Origin of the sequence: Bacillus sp. XF8 (assembly GCF_017498755.1) — a bacterium.
Lineage (GTDB): Bacteria > Bacillota > Bacilli > Bacillales > Bacillaceae_G > Bacillus_A > Bacillus_A bingmayongensis.
Map to the genome: position 1 here is coordinate 82,871 of NZ_JAGDQK010000033.1, position 25,220 is coordinate 108,090.

At 37.2% G+C, this 25,220-nt stretch carries 22 protein-coding genes and 13 tRNA genes; 33 read left to right on the forward strand and 2 right to left on the reverse strand.

Annotated features, from left to right (window positions below; translation table 11 throughout):
• Positions 1 to 89 precede the first annotated feature (89 nt).
• From J4P91_RS19590 to uvsE, 13 genes are all read left to right on the forward strand, one after another.
• Positions 90 to 419, forward strand: a complete 330-nt coding sequence (locus J4P91_RS19590) for a PTS lactose/cellobiose transporter subunit IIA (RefSeq protein WP_207995489.1) — start codon at positions 90 to 92, stop codon at positions 417 to 419.
• Positions 420 to 452: 33 nt separating this feature from the next.
• Positions 453 to 1,538, forward strand: coding sequence for a DUF871 domain-containing protein (locus J4P91_RS19595; RefSeq protein ID WP_207995490.1), 1,086 nt, complete (start codon positions 453 to 455; stop codon positions 1,536 to 1,538).
• 136 nt (positions 1,539 to 1,674) lie between these two features.
• Positions 1,675 to 2,571: a BadF/BadG/BcrA/BcrD ATPase family protein gene (locus tag J4P91_RS19600; RefSeq protein ID WP_207995491.1), complete on the forward strand. Its 897-nt coding sequence runs from the start codon at positions 1,675 to 1,677 to the stop codon at positions 2,569 to 2,571.
• A 25-nt stretch (positions 2,572 to 2,596) separates the two neighbouring features.
• On the forward strand, positions 2,597 to 3,466 hold the full coding sequence (locus tag J4P91_RS19605; protein WP_017154242.1) for a MurR/RpiR family transcriptional regulator: 870 nt from the start codon (positions 2,597 to 2,599) through the stop codon (positions 3,464 to 3,466).
• A 581-nt stretch (positions 3,467 to 4,047) separates the two neighbouring features.
• The gene (gene hppD, locus J4P91_RS19610; protein WP_207995492.1) at positions 4,048 to 5,166 is read left to right on the forward strand and encodes a 4-hydroxyphenylpyruvate dioxygenase; all 1,119 of its coding nucleotides are present in this window, start codon (positions 4,048 to 4,050) and stop codon (positions 5,164 to 5,166) included.
• Between the two features lie 82 nt (positions 5,167 to 5,248).
• Positions 5,249 to 6,205 (forward strand): fumarylacetoacetate hydrolase family protein, encoded by a 957-nt coding sequence (locus J4P91_RS19615; RefSeq protein WP_207995493.1) that lies wholly within the window; start codon positions 5,249 to 5,251, stop codon positions 6,203 to 6,205.
• Positions 6,171 to 7,343 carry a homogentisate 1,2-dioxygenase gene (locus J4P91_RS19620; RefSeq protein ID WP_207995494.1) on the forward strand — a complete coding sequence of 391 codons (1,173 nt, stop codon included), beginning with the start codon at positions 6,171 to 6,173 and terminating at the stop codon, positions 7,341 to 7,343. Before J4P91_RS19615 ends, J4P91_RS19620 begins: the two co-directional genes overlap by 35 nt.
• 385 nt (positions 7,344 to 7,728) lie before the next feature.
• On the forward strand, positions 7,729 to 9,144 hold the full coding sequence (bcaP, locus tag J4P91_RS19625; protein ID WP_207995495.1) for a branched-chain amino acid transporter BcaP: 1,416 nt from the start codon (positions 7,729 to 7,731) through the stop codon (positions 9,142 to 9,144).
• Positions 9,145 to 9,252: 108 nt separating this feature from the next.
• Entirely contained in the window at positions 9,253 to 10,527 is a 1,275-nt protein-coding gene (locus tag J4P91_RS19630) for an MDR family MFS transporter (protein WP_207995496.1), read from the forward strand.
• Positions 10,528 to 10,806: 279 nt separating this feature from the next.
• On the forward strand, positions 10,807 to 11,892 hold the full coding sequence (locus J4P91_RS19635) for a D-alanine--D-alanine ligase (protein WP_207995497.1): 1,086 nt from the start codon (positions 10,807 to 10,809) through the stop codon (positions 11,890 to 11,892).
• A gap of 59 nt (positions 11,893 to 11,951) precedes the next feature.
• A complete protein-coding gene (locus J4P91_RS19640) occupies positions 11,952 to 13,328 on the forward strand; it encodes a UDP-N-acetylmuramoyl-tripeptide--D-alanyl-D-alanine ligase (RefSeq protein WP_207995498.1) in 1,377 nt (458 codons plus the stop codon).
• A 305-nt stretch (positions 13,329 to 13,633) separates the two neighbouring features.
• Positions 13,634 to 15,181: a degradosome RNA helicase CshA gene (cshA, locus tag J4P91_RS19645; RefSeq protein WP_207995499.1), complete on the forward strand. Its 1,548-nt coding sequence runs from the start codon at positions 13,634 to 13,636 to the stop codon at positions 15,179 to 15,181.
• A 90-nt stretch (positions 15,182 to 15,271) separates the two neighbouring features.
• Positions 15,272 to 16,234 carry a UV DNA damage repair endonuclease UvsE gene (uvsE, locus tag J4P91_RS19650; RefSeq protein WP_207995500.1) on the forward strand — a complete coding sequence of 321 codons (963 nt, stop codon included), beginning with the start codon at positions 15,272 to 15,274 and terminating at the stop codon, positions 16,232 to 16,234.
• Positions 16,235 to 16,237: 3 nt separating this feature from the next.
• Here the strand turns inward: uvsE and J4P91_RS19655 are convergent, their stop codons facing one another.
• Entirely contained in the window at positions 16,238 to 16,798 is a 561-nt protein-coding gene (locus J4P91_RS19655) for a rhomboid family intramembrane serine protease (protein WP_017154232.1), read from the reverse strand.
• Positions 16,799 to 16,890: 92 nt separating this feature from the next.
• Here J4P91_RS19655 and acpS point away from each other — a divergent pair, with 92 nt between their 5' ends.
• The 6 genes from acpS (at position 16,891) to J4P91_RS19685 (ending at position 22,775) form a co-directional block, all read left to right on the forward strand.
• Positions 16,891 to 17,250, forward strand: a complete 360-nt coding sequence (gene acpS / locus J4P91_RS19660) for a holo-ACP synthase (RefSeq protein WP_207995501.1) — start codon at positions 16,891 to 16,893, stop codon at positions 17,248 to 17,250.
• 156 nt (positions 17,251 to 17,406) lie between these two features.
• A complete protein-coding gene (locus J4P91_RS19665; protein WP_207995506.1) occupies positions 17,407 to 18,357 on the forward strand; it encodes a LolA family protein in 951 nt (316 codons plus the stop codon).
• Positions 18,358 to 18,478: 121 nt separating this feature from the next.
• Positions 18,479 to 19,648 carry an alanine racemase gene (gene alr / locus J4P91_RS19670; protein WP_207995502.1) on the forward strand — a complete coding sequence of 390 codons (1,170 nt, stop codon included), beginning with the start codon at positions 18,479 to 18,481 and terminating at the stop codon, positions 19,646 to 19,648.
• 250 nt (positions 19,649 to 19,898) lie between these two features.
• Positions 19,899 to 20,186 (forward strand): antitoxin EndoAI, encoded by a 288-nt coding sequence (locus tag J4P91_RS19675; RefSeq protein WP_000004571.1) that lies wholly within the window; start codon positions 19,899 to 19,901, stop codon positions 20,184 to 20,186.
• Positions 20,187 to 20,190: 4 nt separating this feature from the next.
• Positions 20,191 to 20,541: a type II toxin-antitoxin system endoribonuclease NdoA gene (gene ndoA / locus J4P91_RS19680; RefSeq protein WP_000635965.1), complete on the forward strand. Its 351-nt coding sequence runs from the start codon at positions 20,191 to 20,193 to the stop codon at positions 20,539 to 20,541.
• A gap of 65 nt (positions 20,542 to 20,606) precedes the next feature.
• Entirely contained in the window at positions 20,607 to 22,775 is a 2,169-nt protein-coding gene (locus tag J4P91_RS19685) for a Tex family protein (RefSeq protein ID WP_207995503.1), read from the forward strand.
• A 109-nt stretch (positions 22,776 to 22,884) separates the two neighbouring features.
• Here the strand turns inward: J4P91_RS19685 and cmpA are convergent, their stop codons facing one another.
• Positions 22,885 to 23,001 carry a cortex morphogenetic protein CmpA gene (gene cmpA / locus J4P91_RS19690; RefSeq protein ID WP_017154227.1) on the reverse strand — a complete coding sequence of 39 codons (117 nt, stop codon included), beginning with the start codon at positions 22,999 to 23,001 and terminating at the stop codon, positions 22,885 to 22,887.
• A gap of 255 nt (positions 23,002 to 23,256) precedes the next feature.
• On the opposite strand from cmpA, the gene J4P91_RS19695 reads away from it, so the two are divergent.
• The 14 genes from J4P91_RS19695 to J4P91_RS19760 all read left to right on the forward strand — a co-directional run bounded on the left by J4P91_RS19695 (position 23,257) and on the right by J4P91_RS19760 (position 25,086).
• A complete protein-coding gene (locus J4P91_RS19695) occupies positions 23,257 to 23,742 on the forward strand; it encodes a SprT family protein (RefSeq protein WP_207995504.1) in 486 nt (161 codons plus the stop codon).
• A gap of 83 nt (positions 23,743 to 23,825) precedes the next feature.
• Positions 23,826 to 23,900: transfer RNA gene (locus tag J4P91_RS19700), tRNA-Asn, on the forward strand.
• 3 nt (positions 23,901 to 23,903) lie between these two features.
• Positions 23,904 to 23,994: transfer RNA gene (locus tag J4P91_RS19705), tRNA-Ser, on the forward strand.
• A gap of 8 nt (positions 23,995 to 24,002) precedes the next feature.
• A tRNA-Glu gene (locus J4P91_RS19710) sits at positions 24,003 to 24,077 on the forward strand.
• A gap of 5 nt (positions 24,078 to 24,082) precedes the next feature.
• Positions 24,083 to 24,158: transfer RNA gene (locus tag J4P91_RS19715), tRNA-Val, on the forward strand.
• Positions 24,159 to 24,189: 31 nt separating this feature from the next.
• Positions 24,190 to 24,266, forward strand: a tRNA-Met gene (locus J4P91_RS19720).
• A 2-nt stretch (positions 24,267 to 24,268) separates the two neighbouring features.
• A tRNA-Asp gene (locus tag J4P91_RS19725) sits at positions 24,269 to 24,344 on the forward strand.
• 84 nt (positions 24,345 to 24,428) lie between these two features.
• A tRNA-Gln gene (locus tag J4P91_RS19730) sits at positions 24,429 to 24,503 on the forward strand.
• 5 nt (positions 24,504 to 24,508) lie between these two features.
• Positions 24,509 to 24,581, forward strand: a tRNA-Lys gene (locus J4P91_RS19735).
• A gap of 12 nt (positions 24,582 to 24,593) precedes the next feature.
• Positions 24,594 to 24,674 (forward strand) — tRNA-Leu (locus tag J4P91_RS19740).
• Positions 24,675 to 24,678: 4 nt separating this feature from the next.
• Positions 24,679 to 24,764 (forward strand) — tRNA-Leu (locus J4P91_RS19745).
• 93 nt (positions 24,765 to 24,857) lie between these two features.
• Positions 24,858 to 24,934: transfer RNA gene (locus J4P91_RS19750), tRNA-Arg, on the forward strand.
• Positions 24,935 to 24,937: 3 nt separating this feature from the next.
• Positions 24,938 to 25,014 (forward strand) — tRNA-Pro (locus tag J4P91_RS19755).
• A gap of 1 nt (position 25,015) precedes the next feature.
• A tRNA-Gly gene (locus tag J4P91_RS19760) sits at positions 25,016 to 25,086 on the forward strand.
• Positions 25,087 to 25,220 lie beyond the last annotated feature (134 nt).

Genomic DNA, 25,220 nt, shown 5'->3' on the forward strand with positions numbered 1-25,220 from the left:
AGACCAATTGAGACCTGATATTCTCTGAAATATTGATTCTTTTAGAGAATGCCGTGCCTATACTTTACTACGATTAGGAGTGTTGTGATATGTCAACGGAAATCAATAATAACGAAATGGAAATTTTTGAAATTATTTCTCATGGTGGAAATGCAAGGGGATTAGCCTATGAAGCATTAACAGCCGCAGAAGAATTCAACTTTGAAAGAGCGACAGATCTTATTAACCGAGCTGGAGAAGAACTTAGCTTGGCTCATAAGACACAAACAAAGTTAATTCAAGCCGAATTGAACGGAGTTCCAAGTGAAAAAACATTACTAATGATCCATGCTCAAGATCACTTAATGACAGCGATAAGTGAACAAAAACTGATTGAACATATGATTCGTATCATAAAAAAACTAGCACCACAACAATAATTGAAAATGCAGAAAGGTAAAGGTGATTTAAAGATGAGAAAATTAGGTATTTCCATTTACCCAGAACATTCAACCGTAGAAAAAGATATGGAGTATATTGCACTTGCACATAAATATGGATTCAAAAAAATCTTTACTTGTCTGCTTTCAGTAGAAGGTGATAAAGAAAAAATTATGAGAGAATTTAAAGAAACAATCGCATTTGCAAATCAATTAGGTATGGAAGTAATGGTCGATATCTCTCCTCGTGTATTTGGGGCTTTGGATATTTCCTATAATGATCTATCATTCTTTGCTGATTTAGGAGCGTATGGAATTCGCCTAGACATGGGGTTTACAGGAAATGAAGAGTCCATCATGACACATAACCCTTATAATTTGAAAATTGAAATTAATATGAGCAATGCAACAAATTATTTAGATAATATCATTGCTTACAAGCCTAATAAAGAGAATTTAGTAGGTTCACATAACTTCTATCCTCATCGTTATGCAGGATTAAGCTATGCTCATTTTCTAAAATGCTGTGAGCAATTTAAACGTCATAATATTCGTACGGCAGCATTCGTTAGTTCACACGCAGCAACTTACGGACCTTGGCCAGTAACGGAAGGATTATGTACACTAGAAATGCATCGTGAATTACCAATTGTAACGCAGGCAAAACACTTATTTGCAACTGGAGTAATTGATGATGTGATTATCGCTAACGCGTATGCATCAGATGTTGAGTTAGAAGCCCTTAGTACATTAAACAGTGAGCTGCTTACGTTTAATATAGAACTGTATGACACGATTACAGAGTTAGAGAAAAAGATTGTGTTAGAAGAATTTCATTTTTATCGTGGAGACGTTTCAGATTATCTTATTCGCTCGACTCAATCCCGTGTAAAATATAAACGAGAAGAATTTAAACCAACCTATACCCCTGATATTAGACGAGGAGACATTTTAATTGAGAATGAGCTCTACGGACAATATAAAGGTGAATTGCAGATTGCGTTGAAAGATATGAAGAATTCAGGTAAGACGAATGTGGTTGGCCGGATAGTTGAAGAAGAAATTTTTCTCCTTGATTGCCTAGATCCTTGGGAGAAATTCCAATTTTCAATTAAGTAATTTTATCCCGCTATTCGCGGGCAGCAAGGCCCCCACTGATTAAAGTTTCACTTTATCGAGAAAAATCTCAAAGCAAGGGAAAGGGAAGGAACAGAGCGCTCCTTCCTTTTTTATATATGAATGAGGAGGAATCTACATGAGTTATATTATCGGCGTAGACGGTGGAGGCACTAAAACGGAAGCGGTGGCTTATGATTTAAATGGAAAAAAAATAAGTGAAGGTAAAGCGGGGTATGGAAACTTACTTCTAAATGAAAAACAAGCTATTATTAACATTATTGATGCGATTGAACAATGCTTAGTTCCTTTAAAAAAGGAAGAATGCCAGTACATATGTCTAGGATTAGCTGGGTATGGAGGGGTTAAAAATACAAAAGGTATAAAAGATGCTCTTTATGAGGCGTTTAATATTCCGTTTACGATTGTAAATGATGGAATTATTGCACATGCTGCTTTACTAAAAGGAAAAGATGGTATCTTAACAATTTCAGGAACAGGTTCTGTTAGCATTGGAGTTCATAATGGTATCGAAAAATTAGCAGGTGGCTGGGGACATATTCTTGGGGATGAGGGAAGTGGCTATTGGATTGCTATGCAAGTTTTTATTAAAATGACGCAAGAAGAAGATGCGGGATTAAATTATAGTGACCTAACTAAGTTAATACTAACAAAACTTGGTTATCACAGTGTACTAGAATTAAAAAAATTTATTTATTCCTCAACTAAGGCGGAGATTGCTTCATTTGTTCCAATAATTGTCCAACAAGCAAAAGCGGGTGATGATTTCTCACAGAATATTCTTAAAGAAGCAGGTTATCACCTTGCTAAGACTACGCTTGATGTTTGCAAGAAATTAAATTTTAATAACAATGTTACAATTGCTATTAAAGGGAGCGTATTAACTAATATATCGTTTGTACAAACTTCCTTTATTGAAAAGATTAAACAAGAAAAACCGGAAGTACAATTTATTTTAGAAGATGTATCATCTACATTAGGATGTTACTACTTAGCTCTGAAATATATGAGTTAATTTAAAGTTAAGGGAGTAATTCAATATGCAAGTTGTGAATGTATTATTAAAAATTGAAAGTTTATTACATCAATTACCGAAATCTGAAAGGAAAATAGCACAATATATTTTAAACAATCCTCAAGAAGTTATTAGAATGACTATACATGAATTAGCTACTCATGCTAATGCGAGTAGTTCTGCTGTTACGAGACTTTGTCGTTCTATTGAAATTGCTAGTTTTTCAGAGTTAAAGGTATCTCTATCATCGCATATCTCACGACCAGAGAAGAAAGGTTTTTATGACATTGAACCAAATGAAACAATAACGGCCATTAAAGAAAAAATAGTTTCTAACTCTGTACAAGCGATACAAGAAACAGCGCTTTATTTAGATGAAGTCGTTCTTGATCAAATAGTTGAAACTATGAGAAATGCGGATGTTATTTATGTCTATGGATTAGGAGCTTCATGGCTCGTTGCGGAAGATATTACTCATAAATGGTTACGTTTAGGAAAGATTGTAAGTGCAAATCAAGATGCACATATCATGGCTACAGCACTTGCTGCATCAACAAAAGATTGTGTTTTTTTCAGTATATCCAATAGTGGTGAAACCGAAGAAGTACTGCGACTTGTTGATATCGCTACAGCATCTGGTATTCAAACAATCGGATTATCGCAATTTGGGAACAATAGATTAACTAACAAAGTCGATATGTCTTTGCATCATGTTCGTGCACCGGAGGCTAAATTTCGTAGCGCAGCAACAAGTTCATTATTTGCACAATTTCTGACTATCGACATTATCTTCTATGCATATGCATCAAAATATTATGATGAAAATATTAAAGAAATTGAGCGTTCAAGAGAATCTGTATTAAGATTCACAGGAAGAAATCCATCTAAGATATAAAGCATAATAAATCTCGGTACAAATTATTTATCTATGATTTTCGCCTTTTAATTATTGCGCGACTGCTTAAAGAGCCTATATCTACTTAAGATAAGGCTTCTTTTTCTTTTAATAATGCAGATATGGATTTTTACAGAAAATACATATGTTTGTATGAAGTTGTTCATTGGAATGAATTCTATATATATCATAAATGGGTAAAAATGTATTTTTTGAAATAAGTTAAATAGAAAAGCTTCGACACTGTTTTAAGTTATAAAGAAAAGAAGATGGAGAATCAGAACCAAAAATGAAGTGGAGCATGTATCATCTTGTTCGCCAATATCCCTTTTTTGTTTTTCTCCGTAATATTTTGATGATTATATTGTTTGCTGCGTCAATTAATTTGGATGTTGTTTTAAATAGAAAAAAGTCGAAATTTATATAGAAGAAAAAAAGAGGAATTTGACAGAAAAGATAGAAAATTTTAAGAGTCAGAAATTTGTTAGCTTGCTAACTAATTTTTTAGTGATAACTGGAAGCGTTTTCGATTAGTTCTAAGTATGTAACATTCAATTTATTTACAGGGGGATGAGGAATTTATGAAACAAAAATCTATGGATACGTTAGCTGCACAAATGGAGGATTTCTTTCCGGTACGTGATGTCGATCATTTAGAATTTTATGTAGGAAATGCAAAACAATCAAGTTATTACCTTGCGAGGGCGTTTGGATTTAAAATTGTTGCCTATTCTGGATTGGAAACAGGGAACCGTGAAAAGGTATCGTATGTTCTTGTACAAAAAAACATGCGTTTTGTTGTGTCTGGGACTTTAAATAGTGAAAGTCGTATTGCGGAATTTATAAAAACTCATGGTGATGGAGTAAAAGACGTAGCTTTACTTGTTGACGATGTTGAAAAGGCATATTCAGAGGCTGTAAAACGAGGTGCTGTTGCGATTGCTCCGCCGGAAGAATTAACGGATGAGCATGGGACATTAAAAAAGGCGGTTATCGGTACGTATGGTGATACAATCCATACTCTTGTGGAGCGTAAAAATTATAAAGGTAAATTTATGCCTGGTTATGAAGAAGTTGAATTTAATATTCCGAGTGAAGAATCAGGACTAATCGCTGTGGATCACGTTGTTGGTAACGTTGAAAAAATGGAAGAGTGGGTTAGCTATTATGAAAACGTTATGGGCTTTAAACAAATGATTCATTTTGATGATGATGATATTAGTACAGAATATTCCGCTTTAATGTCAAAAGTTATGACAAATGGAAGTCGTATTAAATTTCCGATTAATGAACCAGCAGATGGTAAGCGTAAATCGCAAATCCAAGAATACTTAGAGTTTTATAATGGTGCAGGTGTACAGCATCTAGCATTATTGACAAATGATATTGTAAAAACAGTTAAAGCGCTTCGTGCCAATGGAGTTGAGTTTTTAGATACACCAGACACATATTATGATGAGTTAACAGCGCGCGTTGGCGAAATCGATGAAGAAGTTGATAAGTTAAAAGAACTTAAGATTCTTGTGGATCGTGATGAAGAAGGCTACTTGCTACAAATTTTTACGAAGCCAATCGTGGATCGTCCAACATTATTTATTGAAATTATTCAGCGTAAAGGTTCTCGTGGGTTCGGAGAAGGAAACTTTAAGGCTTTATTTGAATCCATTGAAAGAGAACAAGAGCGCCGCGGAAATCTATAAAATTATTATCTGTCAGTGGGGGATGGAGAAAACCCCCGCTGATTAAAGTTTCACTTTATATAAACGGTGAGGAGGAATATTGATGAAATTTATTACATTTCGTCTTCCTTCAGAAGAAATGCGTGCTGGTTGGCTAGAAGGTGACAAAGTAATTGATATGAATATAGCAAGTAATGGGACTCTTCCTTCATCTATGCTCGCTTTTTTAGAGAAAGCGGATGAATATGTAGAAATAGCGCGAGGTATTCGCAAACCAACAAGTGGCGTGTACACTTTGGAAGATGTACAGCTTTGTGCAGCCCTCCCAAATCCAGGTAGTATTCGTGACTTTTATGCGTTTGAGCAACATGTCAAAACGGCTCGTGGACGTCGTGGTTTAGATGTTGTTCCGGAGTGGTATGATATTCCGGTTTTTTATTTTACAAATCATCGTGCTGTTATCGGTCCAGAAGTTACAGTTTCTTGCCCAAAACAATCTCAAAAGCTTGACTATGAATTAGAAATTGCTTGTGTCATTGGGAAAGAGGGAAGAAATATTTCGCGTGAACAAGCAGAAGAATATATTTTCGGTTATTGTATTATGAATGACTGGAGCGCAAGAGATTTGCAAGCTAAAGAAATGAAAGTAGGGCTTGGTCCAGCAAAAGGAAAGGACTTTGCTACTTCATTAGGAGCTTATCTTGTTACGAAAGAGGAATTAGAAGTTTATCGCACAGGTGAACATTATAACTTAGAAATGAATGCTCACGTGAACGGAGAACTTTTGTCTAAAGGGAATTTCCGAGATATTTACTATACGTTTGCAGAAATGATAGAACGTGCTTCAGAGGATGTTACGTTATATCCAGGAGATGTAATTGGTTCTGGCACGGTTGGCACTGGCTGTATTTTAGAACTTGGTACAGAAAAGTGGTTACAAGACGGTGACGTTGTAGAACTTACGATCACTGGGCTAGGCACATTGCGTAACACAGTGAAAAAAGAAACGAAAGCGGGTGATGGGCATGTATTATCGTCACATGGGGGAGCTTCCTCATAAACGACATGTACAATTTCGTAAAGAAGATGGATCACTTTATCGTGAACAGGTGATGGGAACGAAAGGTTTCTCTGGTACACAATCTATTTTGTATCATCATTATATGCCAACTGAAGTAGGACATGCTGCGTTAGCACATTCTTGTCAGTTACAGTATGAAGAAGATGTAGCGCTGGCTCATCGTCACTTTCGCACGAAGGAAAATAGAAAAACTGGTGATGCAGTAAGTGGAAGGAATTTCGTATTAGGGAATGAGGACCTATTAATCGGTGTTGTTAATCCAACAGAAAAAATGGATTATTTCTATCGCAATGGTGATGGAGATGAAATGTTATTCGTTCATTATGGGACTGGGAAAATTGAGACGATGTTTGGAACGATTCATTACCGGAAGGGTGATTATGTAACGATTCCAATCGGAACAATTTACCGAGTTATTCCAGATGAGGGAGAGTCTAAGTTTCTTGTTGTAGAAGCGAATAGCCAAATTACAACCCCGCGTCGTTATCGTAATGAGTATGGTCAATTGTTAGAACATAGTCCTTTCTGTGAGAGAGATATCAGGGGGCCAGAGAAGTTAGAAACATATGATGAAAAAGGCGAGTTTGTCGTTATGACAAAGTCGAGAGGTTATATGCATAAGCATATTATGCAGCATCATCCGTTAGATGTTGTCGGATGGGATGGATATTTATATCCTTGGGTCTTTAATGTCGAGGATTTTGAGCCGATTACAGGCCGTATTCATCAGCCGCCGCCAGTCCATCAAACTTTTGAAGGTCATAACTTTGTTATTTGTTCTTTTGTGCCGCGTTTATATGATTATCATCCGGAAGCAATTCCAGCGCCGTATTATCATAGTAACGTAAATAGTGATGAAGTTCTTTATTATGTAGAAGGGAACTTTATGAGTAGAAAAGGTGTAGAAGAAGGTTCAATTACACTCCATCCAAGTGGTATTCCGCATGGGCCACATCCTGGAAAAACAGAAGCAAGCTTAGGGAAAAAAGAAACAATTGAACTAGCGGTTATGATCGATACATTCCGCCCGCTCCGTATTGTGAAACAAGCACATGAAACGGAAGATGAGAAGTATATGTATAGCTGGATTGAAGAAGGTTCATATACTACGAAATAAAATGAAACTTCCATCAGTGGGGGCTTACTGCCCGTAAATAGTGAGATAAAGGAAAGAGGCATGCTCATAAAATGAGCATGCCTCTTTCTTTAGTTGGAATCGACAATTTATAGAATATCAAAAAAAATTATAAAAAGATATAGGGATATAACTATATACATTATTTGTATATTCTTTATCCTTTTATGCCGAATCATGAAATCATTTAATGTGGTGAACAAATATAAAAATAGAAAGTGTTATAAAGAGGTTGTTTTTTATTCTTTAAGCTGATGATATATTTTTCTGTTTATTTCGACAAAAGTATTGACTAAAAAACACGTTATAAGTAAAATGAAAAAATAAATTAAAAATTTTCAGAAAATTAAAAATAGGGGTGCATGCTATGAAGCAAATTTTTCAAAAAAAGCCGATTGCAAAATTAATGCAAGAAAGTAAACAGAAAACATTATCGAGAACATTGGGAGCCATTGATTTAACAATGCTTGGAATTGGAGCGATTGTCGGGACAGGGATTTTTGTTCTTACTGGTGTTGTAGCAGCGAAACATTCTGGACCAGCTATTATTTTATCATTTGCTATAGCTGCATTAGCTTGCGCCTTTGCTGCATTTTGTTACGCAGAATTTGCATCTTCTGTTCCTGTTTCGGGAAGCGTTTACACGTATACATATGCGACAATGGGAGAGGTATTTGCATTTTTAATTGGATGGGATTTAATGTTGGAATATTTATTAGCAACATCTGCGGTAGCTAACGGATGGTCTGCTTATTTTCAATCTTTATTAAAAGGTTTTGGGATTCATATTCCAACCATTTTATCCTCGGCTCCTGGAACGGGAAAGGGTGGTCTTATTGATTTACCAGCTGTAATTATCATTTTAATTATGACTGTTCTTTTATCTAGGGGAGTACGTGAAAGTGCCCGTGTAAATAATATAATGGTTTTTATTAAGTTAGCAGTTGTTGTGCTCTTTATCTTTGCTGGTTTTAATTATGTAAAGCCGGAAAACTGGACACCGTTCATGCCGTTTGGTCTTGATGGTGTAATGGCTGGGGCTGCAACGGTATTCTTTGCATTTATTGGATTTGATGCTGTATCAACGGCAGCGGAGGAGGTAAAACGTCCGCAAAGGGATTTACCAATTGGTATTATAGCGTCATTACTCATTTGTACGATTCTTTATATTGTTGTTTCACTTATTTTGACAGGGATTGTACCATATGGTCAGCTGAACATTTCTGATCCAGTAGCTTTTGCGCTTCAGTTTATTGGACAAGATAGTTTAGCCGGTATTATTTCGGTAGGAGCAATTACAGGAATTACAACTGTAATGTTAGTAATGATGTATGGACAGGTTCGTGTTTCATATGCAATGAGTCGCGATGGGTTATTGCCGAAGCGTCTTGCAAAAGTTCATCCGAAATTTAAAACACCATTTTTAAATACATGGACAACAGGTATTATAGCAGCACTTATTTCAGGGCTTATTGATTTAAATGTACTAGCACATCTTGTAAATATGGGAACATTATCCGCATTTGCACTTGTAGCTGTTGCTGTTATTGTAATGAGAAAAACACACCCAGATTTACCACGTGCTTTTAAAGCGCCGCTTGTACCAGTTTTACCTGCATTAACAGTTATCTTTTGTGTATATTTAATGCTTCAATTATCAGGAACTGCATGGATGAGCTTTGGTATTTGGATGGCGATTGGTGTAGTGGTTTATTTCCTTTATAGCCGAAAGCATAGCGTTTTAAATAATAAAAAAGATGAGGAAGATGTAGCGAATTTATAAGAAAAAGATCCGTTCTAAATAGAATAGAACGGATCTTTTGTTTTGAAAATTTACATTTTTCTAATATTAATATAAGATAAAGAGTGGTTGATTAAAGGGGTGTTGTAAATGAAAAAAACATGGCGTGAGTTACAAGCGATGGACCGTAACGTATGGATTCGTTTTATAGGAGAAACATTAAATGGAATTGCAATGATGATGTTAATGCCGTTTTTTGCGTTGTATTTAAAAGATAAGGTAGATTCTTTATTGCAAGTAGGGATTATTATGGCACTTTCTCCAATTGCAGCAAGTTTTGGTTCTTTGATAGGAGGTCGAATTGCTGATATATATGGTAGAAAGCCAATTATGATATTTTCGATGGCGAGTAATGCAGTGTTGATGCTCGGTTTTTTATTTATAGAAGGATTTATTCCTTATGCTATTTTGTCTATTTTTTTAGGATTAAGTAATTCGCTATTTCATCCAGCGGCATCAGCGATGGTAGCGGATGTGACAGCACCTGAAAAGAGGACGGAGGCGTACGGTTTATTACGAATGGGACATAATATTGGGGCAGCAATCGGACCAATTATGGGAGCCTCGGTAGTTGTTCTTTCAAAAAATCTAGTGTTTATTATTGCTTCATCCACAATGCTGTTTTATGCACTTCTTGTGTTAATACTTATTCAAGAAACCATGCCGAAAACGGTATTGAAAGAACGGAAGGATAAAGAAAAGGGATCAGAAGCTGTCTGGAAAGTTGTCTTGCGAGATAAGGTACTAATGATTTATTTGTTGGCCGGTATTATTATTTCCATGGGTTTTTCACAAACAGAAGGTATGCTTCCCCTTCATTTTGATAATGAAATGAAAGAAATCTTTGGTAAAAATAACCCGTATCCATATTTAATGGCTTTAAATGGCTTACTAGTTGTCTTATTCCAATTTCAAATTTCAAAATGGGCAACAGATAAACCTGTTGGAAAGACGATGTTATATGGGGCGTGGTTATTTGGAATTGGATTGTTTTTCATCGGTTGGCTTCCAAAGTGGTTTGGTGAATTTGGAACAAATGCTACGGTTATTTTAATAACATTACTTGTTGTCTATGCGGTATACACACTAGGTGAAATGATTATGTCGCCTGTGCAAATGACATTTGTAGCCAATTTAGCACCGGAACATTTACGAGGGACATATATGGGTGCAGCAAGCTTGCAGTGGATTACAGGAAATGCATTCGGCCCGCTTCTTGGCGGACTATTACTTGATCGATCGCTAGGGCACTTATTGTTCACGATTTTAGGGGTGGGATGTGTAGTAGCAGGTATTGTATATATTTCTTTAGATCGCCTTGTAGAACAAAGACAAAAGGAAATTGTGACGAAACAGTCTTCATAATTAATAGGTGACATACACAAAAAGCGGTATTTCTTCATATATATTAGGTACATAACTAGAACAGGTTATAACACAGCTTTGTTGTAAGGAAAGGATATGAATTTAGAATAACTTTTCATAAAAATACAATTGGTGAAACCGTTCTGTCATTTATTTCTCTATTTGCAGGCAGTAAGATCCCTGTTGAGAAAAGTTTCACTTTATTTTAAATAGGAACTGTCTATTTTTATAAAAAGTGCTAAAATAGAAAAATGAAAACAATTGATTAGGGTGATTTCATTGACGAAAATTAAATTAGGTTTATTATATGGTGGAAAATCAGCAGAGCATCAAGTTTCATTACAAACAGCTCTTGCTGCTATTAAAGCATTAAATCAAGAAAAATTCGAGATTCATCCGATTTATATTACAGAGCAAGGACAATGGATGCGTGGTGAACGCATTGAAGGTGAAGTAACAAGCGTGCAAGCTTTACAAATGAATGGAGAGGAAAATGCAATTTCTCCAGTATCATTAAGTACGGAAATTATCCCGTCTTCTTCTAAGCAAGAAGAGGCGATTGATGTTATTTTCCCATTGTTACACGGACCAAATGGTGAAGATGGAACGGTACAAGGGTTATTAGAATTAATGAATATCCCATACGTTGGGAATGGTGTGTTAGCATCAGCTGCTGGTATGGATAAAGTTGTTATGAAAAATATCTTTGCAGAAGCTGGATTAAAACAAGCGAAGTACGCATCTTGCATTCGCAGTGTATGGGAGAAAAACCCTCAAGCTGCTTATGAAAAGGTAGAAGAAGTATTAGGCTACCCATGCTTTGTTAAACCAGCAAACCTTGGATCAAGTGTTGGTATCAATAAATGTAAAGATCGTGAAGAATTAGAAAAAGCATTTGCAGAAGCGTTCCAATTTGACCGCAAGATTATTGTAGAAGAAAATATTGTAGGTCGTGAAGTGGAAGTTGGCGTTTTAGGTAATGATGAGCCAAAATGCTCTGTTGTCGGTGAAATTGTACCGAAGAAAGAGTTTTATGATTATAAATCAAAATACATTGATGGTGATACGGCATTAATTATTCCAGCTGAAATTACAGAAGAAGAGTCGGCAACGATTCAAAGAGATGCAATTCGTGCATTCCAATCTTTAGATGGTGCTGGATTAACAAGAGCGGATTTCTTCTTAACGAAAGACGGAGAAGTATATATTAATGAAGTAAATACAATGCCAGGATTTACGCCGTTTAGTATGTTCCCGCTACTATGGCAACACACGGGCTTGCCGTATCCGGAGTTAATTGAAGAATTAATTCAGTTGGCGATTGAGCGTCACGAAGAAAAGCAAAAAATTAAATATACAATCTAACAAAAAGGGGGAAGCACTATTCAAGAGAATAGTGCTTCCTCTATGTAAGGAGTGTTTTTATGATAAAGCGAATGTTAAAACAAGTAGAACAAATGGTAAGTGGTGCCGGCTTAGTAGAGCAATATAGCGAAATGACTATACAAGGCGTATCAATCGATACACGAAAAATAGAAAAAGGTAACTTATATGTTCCGATTCAAGGTGATCGCTTTGATGGTCATAATTTTGTAGATAAAGCAATTGAAAATGGTGCTGTAGCTACGCTTTGGAAAAAGGATGTACAAAATCCACCTACGAATATACCGGTGATTTTTGTAGAAGATACATTAGAAGCGCTGCAAACATTAGCAAAAAGCTACCGTGATCAGTTAGATGTAAAAGTTATAGGTGTAACAGGAAGTAACGGCAAAACGTCTACGAAAGATATTGTGACAAGCCTCCTTGCAACCAAATTTAAGGTTCAAAAAACAGAGGGTAACTTTAATAACCATATCGGCTTGCCGCTTACTATTTTAAATCTAGAAGAAAATACAGAAATGGCTGTATTAGAGATGGGAATGTCTAGCCTGGGTGAAATTGAATTTTTATCTAAGTTGGCTCGTCCGAACGCTGCAATCATTACAAATATTGGAGAAGCGCATTTAATGGATTTAGGATCCCGCGATGCGATTGCTGAGGCGAAACTCGAAATCGTTACAGGATTACAAGATGGTGGAGTTTTTGTATACAATGGGGATGAGCCGCTTTTAACAAATCGTGTTCCAAAGATGAATTTAGCAGCAGAAACTGTTACGTTTGGTGATGCGAGAGCAAATGATTATTATCCAACCTCTGTAACATTACAGGCGACTGGCACTCATTTTAAGATGAACCAGGCAGAAACTGTTACATTTTCTCTACCAGTCCTTGGAAAACATAATGTATATAATACATTGGCATCAATGGCAATTGCGAAATATTTTGGTGTAACGTGGGAAGAGATGAAGCAAGGTCTACTAACACTTAAAATGACAGGTATGCGTATGGAAATTGTAAAAACAGATAGTGGATTAACGATTATTAATGACGCATATAATGCAAGTCCAACAGCAATGGAAGCAGCATTCCATTTAATGAATGGTTTAGATGGATTTTCGAAAAAAATTGTTGTTCTTGGTGATATGCTAGAGCTTGGAGACCAAGAGGTACAATTTCATTATGAAGTAGGTAAGTTAATTGACCCTGCGCGAATTTCCTATGTATTTACGTACGGTAAACTAGGAGCACAAATTGCTGAAGGAGCAAAAATTAACTTTTCTAATGAGCGTGTGAAAGCATATGATAATAAAGAAGAGCTTGTGAAAGATTTAAAGGCTGTTGTTGATGTGAAAGATGTTGTATTAGTAAAAGCATCTCGTGGAATGAAATTGGAAGAAGTCATTACGATGTTGAAATAATTGGTGCATGTAAATAGGGATGACAGATACAAAAATAGCGGAAACTGCTAATAAGCGCTTACAGTAAAAAAATAAAAAATAAAAGTGAAGAAAAAAGCTCTTTATATGAAATAAGGTAACAGTTGGGTTTGCTTTTTGCACATACAAAACTTATAATTGATAAAGTGTAATAACGTTTAGAAGTATTTTCGCGAAGAATATACGCCCGTTTATATACGTGAGCATTCAGGAAAAGGGCTTTTCCGCAAATTCGGAAAACGCCTTTTTTTAAATGATAAGTATAGGATAGAAAAGGAGAAGTAACATTGACAACATTTCGAGAATTAGGATTAAGTGATTCTTTACTGCAATCTGTTGAAAGTATGGGCTTTGAAGAGGCTACGCCAATTCAAGCTGAAACAATTCCACATGCATTGCAAGGTAAAGACATTATTGGGCAAGCACAAACAGGTACAGGGAAAACAGCAGCATTCGGATTACCACTATTAGACAAAGTGGATACACATAAAGAGTCAGTTCAAGGTATTGTTATCGCGCCAACGCGTGAATTAGCAATTCAAGTTGGAGAAGAACTTTACAAAATTGGTAAACATAAACGTGTTCGTATTTTACCAATCTATGGTGGCCAAGATATTAACCGCCAAATTCGTGCTCTAAAAAAACACCCACACATTATTGTTGGTACGCCGGGTCGTATTTTAGATCATATTAACCGTAAGACACTTCGTCTACAAAACGTAGAAACTGTTGTTCTTGACGAAGCAGATGAAATGTTAAACATGGGCTTCATTGAAGATATTGAAGCGATTTTAACAGATGTGCCAGAAACACATCAAACATTATTATTCTCAGCAACAATGCCAGATCCAATCCGTCGTATTGCTGAGCGTTTCATGACTGAGCCTCAACACATTAAAGTAAAAGCAAAAGAAGTAACAATGCCAAACATTCAGCAATTCTATTTAGAAGTGCAAGAAAAGAAAAAGTTTGACGTATTAACACGCTTATTAGATATTCAATCTCCAGAGCTTGCAATCGTATTCGGTCGCACAAAGCGTCGTGTTGATGAATTATCAGAAGCATTAAACTTACGTGGTTATGCAGCAGAAGGTATTCACGGTGATTTAACACAAGCGAAACGTATGTCTGTATTACGTAAATTTAAAGAAGGTTCTATTGAAGTTCTTGTTGCAACAGACGTTGCAGCGCGTGGTCTTGATATTTCAGGTGTAACACACGTATATAATTTCGATATTCCACAAGATCCAGAATCATATGTTCACCGTATTGGTCGTACTGGCCGTGCTGGTAAAAAAGGTATTGCAATGTTATTTGTAACACCACGTGAATCAGGACAATTAAAAAATATTGAGCGTACAACAAAACGTAAAATGGACCGCATGAATGCGCCGACACTTGACGAAGCATTAGAAGGTCAACAACGTTTAATCGCAGAAAAACTTCAAAGCACAATTGAAAATGATAATTTATCATACTACAAACGTATTGCAGAAGAAATGTTAGAAGAAAATGATTCTGTAACTGTTGTAGCAGCTGCTTTAAAAATGATGACAAAAGAGCCAGATACAACACCAATCGCTTTAACATCAGAGCCACCAGTTGTTTCAAGAGGTTCTAAAAAACGCGGTGGTAACGGAAATGGATACCGTGACGGTAACCGTAACCGTAGTCGTGATGGACGTGGCGGAGATGGCCGTAATCGTGATCGCAACCGTGATGGTAACCGTGATGGTAACCGCAACCGTGGTCGTAAAGGTGAAGGTCAAGGTCGTCCGGGATCTTCAAATGGACGCGGCGAAAGAAAACATCATAGCCGTAAGCCACAAGCTTAATGAAAGAGAGGATGTCCAAAAAAGGGCATCCTTTTTTATTTGTGTAATTGCGCATACTACATAATAAGTTGTATAGAAAAGAGGGGCTTTATGCTTGTAAGACTTGGTTATGTAGCGATGAGTGTACACTTGAAAAATGCATCTCCTTCTCAAACGATGACATACGCGCAGTTTCAACGTATGAAAGATCGAGAGGCGGCGATTCATAAGCTTGAAAGAATTGCTAATTCTAATTTAGAAAATTGTTTGCGGTTATTAAAACATAATAAGGGACATGGTATATCCTTTTTTCGGCTTAGCTCAAAATTAATTCCTTTAGCAAACCATGAAGAATTGCTCGATTGGAATTATATTCGTCCTTTAAAGGAGAATTTAAAAGGGTTAGGTGAATTTGCACATCAGATGAAGATGAGAATCGATTTTCACCCGGATCATTTTGTTGTATTAAATTCACCGCAAGAAAATATTTTTAGACAGTCGGTAAAAACGCTTCAGATGCACCGAAAGTTGCTAAAGGGAATGGGGATAAAACGAGGACATCGCTGCGTGTTACATGTTGGTGGTGGATATAATGATAAAGAACTTGCATTAGAACATTTCATTGAAAATTGGTCCAACGTTCCTGCAAGTATTCAAGAAATGATTATGTTAGAAAATGATGATACGACTTTTTCATTAAAAGAAACATTATATTTAGGTGAAAAACTGGAAATTCCGATTGTATTTGATTTGCACCATCATATGATGAATAACGATAAAGAGGATTGGTATGAAGATTGGGAACGTGTAGTGAATACTTGGAAAGTGTCTTTATTGCCAATCAAAATGCATATTTCTAGTCCGCGAAAAGGAAAGGATCCTAGAGCTCATGCGGATTTTATTGATGCAGATACATTTTTATCTTTTTTACAGAAAATCAAAGGTAGCGTTTCGCAAATAGATTGTATGATTGAAGCGAAAAAGAAGGATGAGTCTTTATTTCAATTAATGCGGGATCTTGGTGCAAAACCAGAGGTGGAAATAGTCGATGGTGGGAGCTTTTATGTTAAATAAGCTCTACACCATCTTTTCTTTTGTTAAAAATGGAGTGCAAATACCACCAATTAGTAGTCCAGTTAAATGGCTAATAGGATTAGCAGAAGGATTAGAGAAGGTGAAAAGAAGTAATAGAAATATAATTGAAGAAAAGAAAACTAACTCTTTTGGCTGAGAAGACTGGTGGCGACTATATAAAAGAAAAAGTTGTGAACCAAGTAATCCGAAAATACCACCTGATGCGCCGGCATGAACATACCCGATGGGCATAATAATATAAGAAAAAATATTGCCGCTAATGCCGGCAGCGAAAAATAAAATAGGGAAGCGAATGCTGCCTAGTTGTTTTTCGATAGATTGACCGAGCAGAAATAGACAAATGCTATTAGAAAGAAAGTGCTGAAAGTCTACATGTATAAATAGAGAGGTTATAAACCGCCACCATTCACCTTTAGAAATATATTCATTGTAAGCAGCTAAAGTAGGGAAGAAAAAATCTCCAAGTATCATCATGATTAGTTGCAAGCAAAGTAAAGAGAGAACGACGGGTTGTAAGGGAGTCCGCATATATGGAATTGGCATTTTATATTTTCACTCCTTTTGCATCAGAAAGATTCTCTGTTATTCTTACAATATGAATGAAGGAAGACAAATAGAAGAAGGGGACTTTTGAAATGATTACAGGGATTGGAATTGATATTATCGAACTGAATCGAATTGAAAAAATGCTAGATGGAAAGCTTAAATTTATGGAGCGTATTTTAACTGAGGAGGAACGTAGTGTTGCTTCTGAATTAAAAGGGAATCGTCTTGTAGAATTTGTAGCGGGAAGGTTTGCAGCGAAAGAAGCGTATTCTAAAGCGGTTGGAACTGGTATCGGAAAAGAAGTAAGCTTTTTAGATATTGAAATAAAAAATGATGATAGAGGCAAGCCGATTCTCACTGCAAATACGGAGCATATCGTTCATCTGTCAATCAGTCATAGTAGAGAGTTTGCAGTGGCCCAGGTTGTTTTAGAAAGCTCGTCACGCTAGTCTGCATATTTTATATCTTTGTCTCATATATTTGAGTTAGCGATAAGGAAGAAATATCTTCCATTCATTTATAGGGGCAAAGGGGCTGAAATGATGAAAAGGCGGCTATTTTTAGTTATTGTCGGTTTATTGACCGTTTTCGTGTTAGCGGGTTGTATGGAAAAAAAACAAGAAGATGTCGTACGAGATTTAGAAGCCAAGGTTAAGGGTATGAAAAGTTATCAAGCAGAAGCGAAATTATCTATTAAAACGGGGAATGAACCACAAGAGTATAATGTGGAAGTTTGGCATAAAGAACCTTCTTATTATCGTGTGAATTTGAAAAATACAAAGAAAGATCAGAGTCAAATCATTTTAAGAAATAATGAAGGTGTATTTGTGTTAACACCAGCTCTTAATAAAAGTTTTCGATTTCAAAGCGACTGGCCGCAAAATAGCAGTCAGGCTTACTTATATGAGTCACTTGTAAGAGACATCTTACAGGATGAGAAAAATCTTTCATTTGAGAAAACAGATAAATACTATGTGTTTAAGACAAAAACGAATTATCACCATCAAAATATGCTACCGAAGCAAGAAATTAAATTTAATAAAAGTGATTTAGCACCTGTTTCGGTAAAATTGATGGATAATGATCAAAATGTTCTTGTGAAAGTAGATTTTTCAAAAGTAAAGTTTGATACAAAATTTGATAAGGGTGCATTTGATACGAAACAAAATATGTCAAGGGCGCAAGTGGATGTACAAACAACTGTGAAAGAAGACAAACCGTTTGCTGTTCTATATCCACGTGATACTCCGCAAGGAATGGTTTTAAATGAAGAGAAAGAGTTGAAGACAGACAGTGGCAAGCGTGCGATACTCACATATACTGGAAATAAGAAATCTTTTACATTAATACAAGAAAAAGCGAAGGTTGCTGAAGCTTCAGCGTCAATCAGTGTAAGTGGAGAGTTAGTCGATCTTGGTTTTACAATTGGTGCTCTAGCAAAAGATTCATTAACATGGTCGCATGACGGAGTGGAATATATGCTCGTGTCTAAAGGTTTAAAACCAGATGAGCTGTTAATGATAGCTCGTTCTGTCGCAGCAAAGCAGGAGAAATAAACTTCTTAGACGTGGTGAAGTATATGCACCACGTTTTTTCTTGTTTTGAGGGATGGATTTCATAAAAAGACGAATATAAAAGAATGAGCTTCGCATATCGTATATAAGGAAGTGTTGTTTTATGGAAGAATCATCATTTTACCGTGATACGTGGGTAGAAGTAAATTTGGATGCAATTTACAACAATGTAACGCGCATTAAAGAACTCATTCCGGAAAGAGTTGAGATTTTTGCTGTAGTAAAAGGGAATGCATATGGACATGACTATGTTCCTGTAGCCAGAACTGCGTTAGAGGCCGGGGCAACAAGGCTAGCTGTTGCCTTTTTGGATGAGGCATTAGTGCTTCGCCGAGCAGGTATTACCGCGCCAATTTTAGTATTAGGTCCTTCATCACCACGTGTTGTGAATGTGGCTGCTGAAAATGATGTGGCACTAACTGTTTTTCAAAAAGAGTGGGTCGAGGAAGCTGTAGAAATTTGGGATAGCGCGGTACCATTACGTTTTCATATTAATTTCGATAGTGGTATGGGAAGGATTGGAATTCGAGAACGTAAAGAACTAAAAGGTTTTTTGCGTAGCTTAAAATATGCTCCATCTTTTGAATTAGAAGGAGTGTATACGCATTTTTCAACAGCGGATGAAGTGGAAACCTCTTATTTTGATAAGCAATATAATACGTTTTTGGAACAGTTAAATTGGCTTGAGGAATTTGGAGTAAATCCAGAGTTCATTCATGTAGCTAATAGTGCAGCTGCTATGAGGTTTCATGGCATTACATTCAATGCTGTTAGACTAGGGATTGCAATGTATGGGTTATCACCTTCTGTAGAAATACGCCCTTTTTTACCAATTAAATTAGAACCTGCTCTTTCACTTCATACGAGAGTTGCTCATATTAAACAAGTTATTAAAGGTGATGGAATTAGTTATGGTGTCACTTATCGGACGAAGACGGAAGAGTGGATAGCAACGGTACCGATTGGGTATGCAGATGGTTGGCTTAGAAGATTGCAAGGATTTAAAGTACTTGTGAATGGGAAAAGAGTTCCTATTGTAGGCCGGATTACAATGGATCAATTTATGATCCACCTTCCTTGTGAGGTCTCCCTTGGAACAAAGGTAACGCTTATCGGAAGACAGGGTGACCAATATATTAGTGCGACTGAGGTTGCGGAGTATTCAGGAACCATTAACTATGAAATTATTACAACGATAAGCTTTCGAGTTCCTCGTATATTTATTCGAGATGGTAAAGTTGTCGAAGTCATAAATTATTTAAATGATATATAAGTAAGTATTTTTGCGATAGCTATTACCTGTTAGTTATCAAAAGTGATGGAAGCTCCCGCGGATGGGAATTTCGTTTCATTTCTTATTAGAAAGAGATAAAAAGTAAAAGAAAGTGAATGTTTTGTTTGTGAATTGGAAAACATAAACAAGGAATAAGGAAGTCTTTGCAACAGGCCCCATACAATGGTATTATTACAATAGGTGTCATATATATATTTGGGTGTGTAGTTGACGGTGGAGGTGTATTTTTGTGTCCGAATCAAGTGTAACTACTGAAATCGTGGTTCGGTTGCCGAAGCAAGTGGTAACGGAATTGGACGGAATTGGAAAACAAGAGAATAAGAATCGCCATGAACTAATTTGCCAGGCAACACAACTGTTATTGCGTCAACATAAGACGAAGAAACGCTACCAACATGAATCCATGCGACGTGGGTATATTGAAATGGGAAAAATTAATCTTGGTATTGCATCTGAAGCTTTCTTAGCAGAGTATGAAGCAGCTCATACAGTAGAACGCTTAGTTAGCGGGGGGTAATATTTTGATTGTAAAACGCGGCGACGTGTATTTTGCAGACCTTTCCCCAGTTGTTGGTTCTGAGCAAGGAGGCGTTCGTCCGGTTCTTGTCATTCAAAATGACATCGGAAATCGTTTTAGTCCGACTGTGATTGTGGCGGCTATTACTGCACAGATTCAGAAAGCAAAATTGCCCACACATGTGGAAATTGATGCGAAAAAGTACGGGTTTGAGAGGGATTCGGTTATCTTGCTTGAGCAAATCCGAACAATCGATAAACAGCGCTTAACGGACAAAATCACTCATTTAGATGAAGTGATGATGAGTCGTGTAGATGAAGCTCTGCAAATTAGTTTAGGACTAATAGATTTTTAAATCGGCAGTTTAAGTTGCTCTCTTTAAGGGGCAACTTTTTTTATTAGAGGAGGTTTCGGTTGTATATGGAAACGGTAGATAATCGACAAGCGTTAATGAAAATGTTAGTGAAAGAATTAGGCTTTACAGAAAAGCAAGTTCGTCATGTTATTCAATTAACAGAAGAAGGTAACACAGTTCCATTTATTGCTCGTTACCGAAAAGAATGGACAGGTTCTCTAGATGAAGTGCAAATTCGTGCCATCTTAGAAAGATGGCAATATATGATGCAACTTGAAGATCGAAAAGAAGAGGTTCTTCGTCTGATTCATGAAAAGGGAAAATTAACAGAAGAGCTACGTCGTCATATTGTATCTGCAACAAAGCTACAAGAAGTAGAAGATTTGTATCGTCCTTATAAAGAAAAAAGAAGAACAAAAGCGACAATTGCAAAGGATAAGGGACTCGAGCCGTTAGCGGAGTGGTTACTTCTATTTACAAAAGAAGACCCAAAAGATAAGGCAAAGGGATTTGTGAATATTGAGAAAAAAGTGCAATCTGCCGAAGAAGCATTGCAGGGCGCTCAAGATATTATTGCAGAAATTGTATCAGATGATGCTGCGTATCGTAGTTGGATTCGAAATATTACTTTCAAAAAAGGGATGATGTCTTCGTCTGTAAAAGATGAAGAGAAAGATGAAAAAAACATATATGAGATGTATTACGGTTATGAAGAGCCAATCCAAAAAATTGTACCGCATCGTGTGTTAGCTATAAATCGTGGCGAGAAGGAAGAAGTACTAAAAGTTTCTGTTATTCCACCAACAGAAGAAGTTGTGCGTTTTCTACATAAAAAAGTGATTCGTGATGAATCATCTAAAAGTGCAGTATATGTACAATTAGCAATTGAAGATGGATATAAGCGATTAATTCAACCGTCAATCGAAAGGGAGATTCGTAAGGAATTAACTGAAACGGCAGAAGAGCAAGCAATTCACATTTTCTCTGAGAATTTACGTAATTTATTATTACAGCCACCGATGAAAGGAAAGGTAGTATTAGCAGTAGATCCTGCGTATCGAACAGGATGTAAGTTAGCGGTAGTAGATGATACAGGGAAAGTTCTGCATATTGATGTCATTTACCCGCATCCACCTGTTCGAAAATATGAAGATGCAAAAACAAAAGTTATTTCTATTATAGAAAAATATCAGGTTCAGATGATTGCGATTGGAAATGGTACAGCTTCTAGGGAGACGGAAGAGTTTATAGTAGATGTTTTACAATTAGTACAGCAAGACGTATTTTATATTATTGTCAATGAAGCTGGTGCTAGTGTATATTCAGCTTCTGATTTGGCTCGTGAAGAATTTCCAGAGTTTCAAGTTGAGGAAAGAAGTGCTGTTTCGATCGGAAGACGTCTGCAAGATCCGCTTGCCGAACTTGTGAAAATTGATCCAAAATCAGTTGGAGTAGGACAATATCAGCATGATGTATCACAAAAGAGATTAAATGAATCATTAACATTTGTCGTGGAAACAGCTGTTAACCAAGTAGGAGTGAATGTGAATACAGCTTCTGTAGCGCTATTGCAATACGTTTCGGGATTATCAAAAACAGTTGCGAAAAATATTGTAAGTAAACGTGAAGAAGATGGAAAATTTACAAAGCGCACAGAGTTAAAGAAAATACCACGGCTAGGTGCCAAAACGTATGAGCAATGTATTGGTTTCTTACGTATACTAGAAGGTGAAAATCCACTTGATAGAACGGGTATTCATCCAGAGCAGTATAAAAATGTTGAATTACTATTAAAAAGTTTAGGGTTATCGATTAATGATGTAGGACAACCACATTTACAACAGTGTTTAGAAGGAGTGGAGCTTTCTAAATTATCTCAAGAGACGAATATTGGTGAGCCGACATTAATCGATATTATAGACGCTTTAATTAGTCCAGAACGAGATATGCGTGATGAATTGCCAAAACCACTTTTGAAAAAGGGCATTCTCAAATTAGAAGATTTAAAGCGCGGCATGGAGTTGGAAGGAACTGTTCGAAATGTTGTTGACTTTGGCGCATTTGTCGATATTGGTGTGAAACAAGATGGTTTAGTGCATATTTCTAAACTGAGCAAACAGTTTGTGAAGCACCCGTTAGATGTGGTATCTGTCGGACAAATTGTAAAGGTATGGGTAGATGATGTTGATATGAAAAAAGGACGCGTTGCCTTATCGATGTTACCTATTGAATAAGAATGGGAAGAGAGCAGGTGTAGCGCTTCTCTTTTTTCGTGAACGGATATTAGTGGAATTTTAATCGGTGGGGGAGGCTTCATCCCCCACTGATTAAACGTTCACTTTATCAGGAATTTTGATGTGTTTTGCTATAATAAAACCAGCATTCATTTAGTAACTTAATTTGATACCGGTTTTTTTCAAAATATGCACGCTGCATTTGTTTTCGGAGCCACGTAGGCATAAGAATCCCTCCTTGTTTAATCCGGCTCTAACAAGTAGTCCCCATAGACTAAGATAAAGATTCAAAGTAAATGGAAAACTCAATCTTGGGAACTGCTTATAAGAGTTTGGTTAGCGAAGTTCTATGAACGGATGAGGGAGAAGATGGTTTATAGAAGCTGCGCTTTTTGAATGAGGATGGGTATATGTACTATTTAATATATGTATAAGAAAGAAGAAAAGTGTAAGTTTATTTTTAGTTTTTGGGGGAATAAAAATGGATGAAAAAGAAATTCAAAGACTTGTAGAAGAAATATCGTTACAATATTTCGGGAGGGCTTTTTTGCATAAAGCAATGTTCAATAAACGACTACGTACAACTGGTGGGAGGTATTTGTTACGAAGTCATAATATAGAATTAAACTATCGTTATTATGAAGTGTATGGAAAAGAAGAACTAATTGGTATTATTAAGCATGAGCTGTGTCATTATCATTTGCATATTATGGGAAGAGGGTACCAACATCGTGATCGAGATTTTCGTCAGTTATTGAAGGAGGTAGGAGCCCCTAGATTTTGTAAGCGGATAGCGGGAGTGAGAAAAGAGCCTAAAACACATGTGTATGAATGTATAGAATGTACTCTTCAATATGTAAGAAGACGTCAAATTAATACAAAAAGATATGTTTGCGGGAAGTGTAAGGGTAGATTAAAAGAGATAAAAAACACCTTGACAGTTAAAAACCAATCCAGTATATTATAAACATGTCACGTTTGTACAAGATATTGTATAAGCGACTTGACTTATAATATGAATTTATATAAGATGTAAATTGTCTTTATTATTCCGCAGTAGCTCAGTGGTAGAGCTATCGGCTGTTAACCGATCGGTCGTAGGTTCGAGTCCTACCTGCGGAGCCATACAGAGAAGTACCCAAGTGGCTCAAGGGGCTCCCCTGCTAAGGGAGTAGATCGCTAACGCGGTGCGAGGGTTCGAATCCCTTCTTCTCTGCCATTCATATTGGCCCGTTGGTCAAGTGGTTAAGACACCGCCCTTTCACGGCGGTAACACGGGTTCGAATCCCGTACGGGTCACCACTTTCGGAGGATTAGCTCAGCTGGGAGAGCACCTGCCTTACAAGCAGGGGGTCGGCGGTTCGATCCCGTCATCCTCCACCATATATTAAATATAGTATATAAATAGTATCGTCGCGGGGTGGAGCAGTCCGGTAGCTCGTCGGGCTCATAACCCGAAGGTCGCAGGTTCAAATCCTGTCCCCGCAACCAATGGTCCCGTGGTGTAGTGGTTAACATGCCTGCCTGTCACGCAGGAGATCGCCGGTTCGACCCCGGTCGGGACCGCCATTTTAACTTCTGCTAATAAGCAGTTGTTTTTTATTGCTAATCGTGATATAATGATTTTTGTCACTAAAAAGGAATATCTTTCGGTGGGCTATAGCCAAGCGGTAAGGCAACGGACTTTGACTCCGTCATGCGCTGGTTCGAATCCAGCTAGCCCAGCCATTTACGAGCCATTAGCTCAGTTGGTAGAGCATCTGACTTTTAATCAGAGGGTCGAAGGTTCGAGTCCTTCATGGCTCACTTTTTATTTCCGCGGGTGTGGCGGAATTGGCAGACGCACCAGACTTAGGATCTGGCGCCTTTGGCGTGGGGGTTCGACTCCCTTCACCCGCATTATGCGGTCGTGGCGGAATGGCAGACGCGCTAGGTTGAGGGCCTAGTGGGGGAAACCCCGTGGAGGTTCAAGTCCTCTCGGCCGCACCAAAGAAAAAATAAAAAAGTGCTTGCATTTGAAAATGCAGTATGATAAGATAATTGAGTCGCCAAAATACAATGACGACAAAACATCATGAATAAGCGCCCGTAGCTCAATTGGATAGAGCGTTTGACTACGGATCAAGAGGTTAGGGGTTCGACTCCTCTCGGGCGCGCCATAACGGGAAGTGGCTCAGCTTGGTAGAGCACCTGGTTTGGGACCAGGGGGTCGCAGGTTCAAATCCTGTCTTCCCGACCACGCGGGTGTAGTTTAGTGGTAAAACAAGAGCCTTCCAAGCTCTGGTCGAGAGTTCGATTCTCTTCACCCGCTTTTAGTTCTTTGAAAACTGAACGAAACAAACAACGTGAAACGTCAATTTTTATTTTAGATGCTAGACAAACTAACTTTATTGGAGAGTTTGATCCTGGCTCAGGATGAACGCTGGCGGCGTGCCTAATACATGC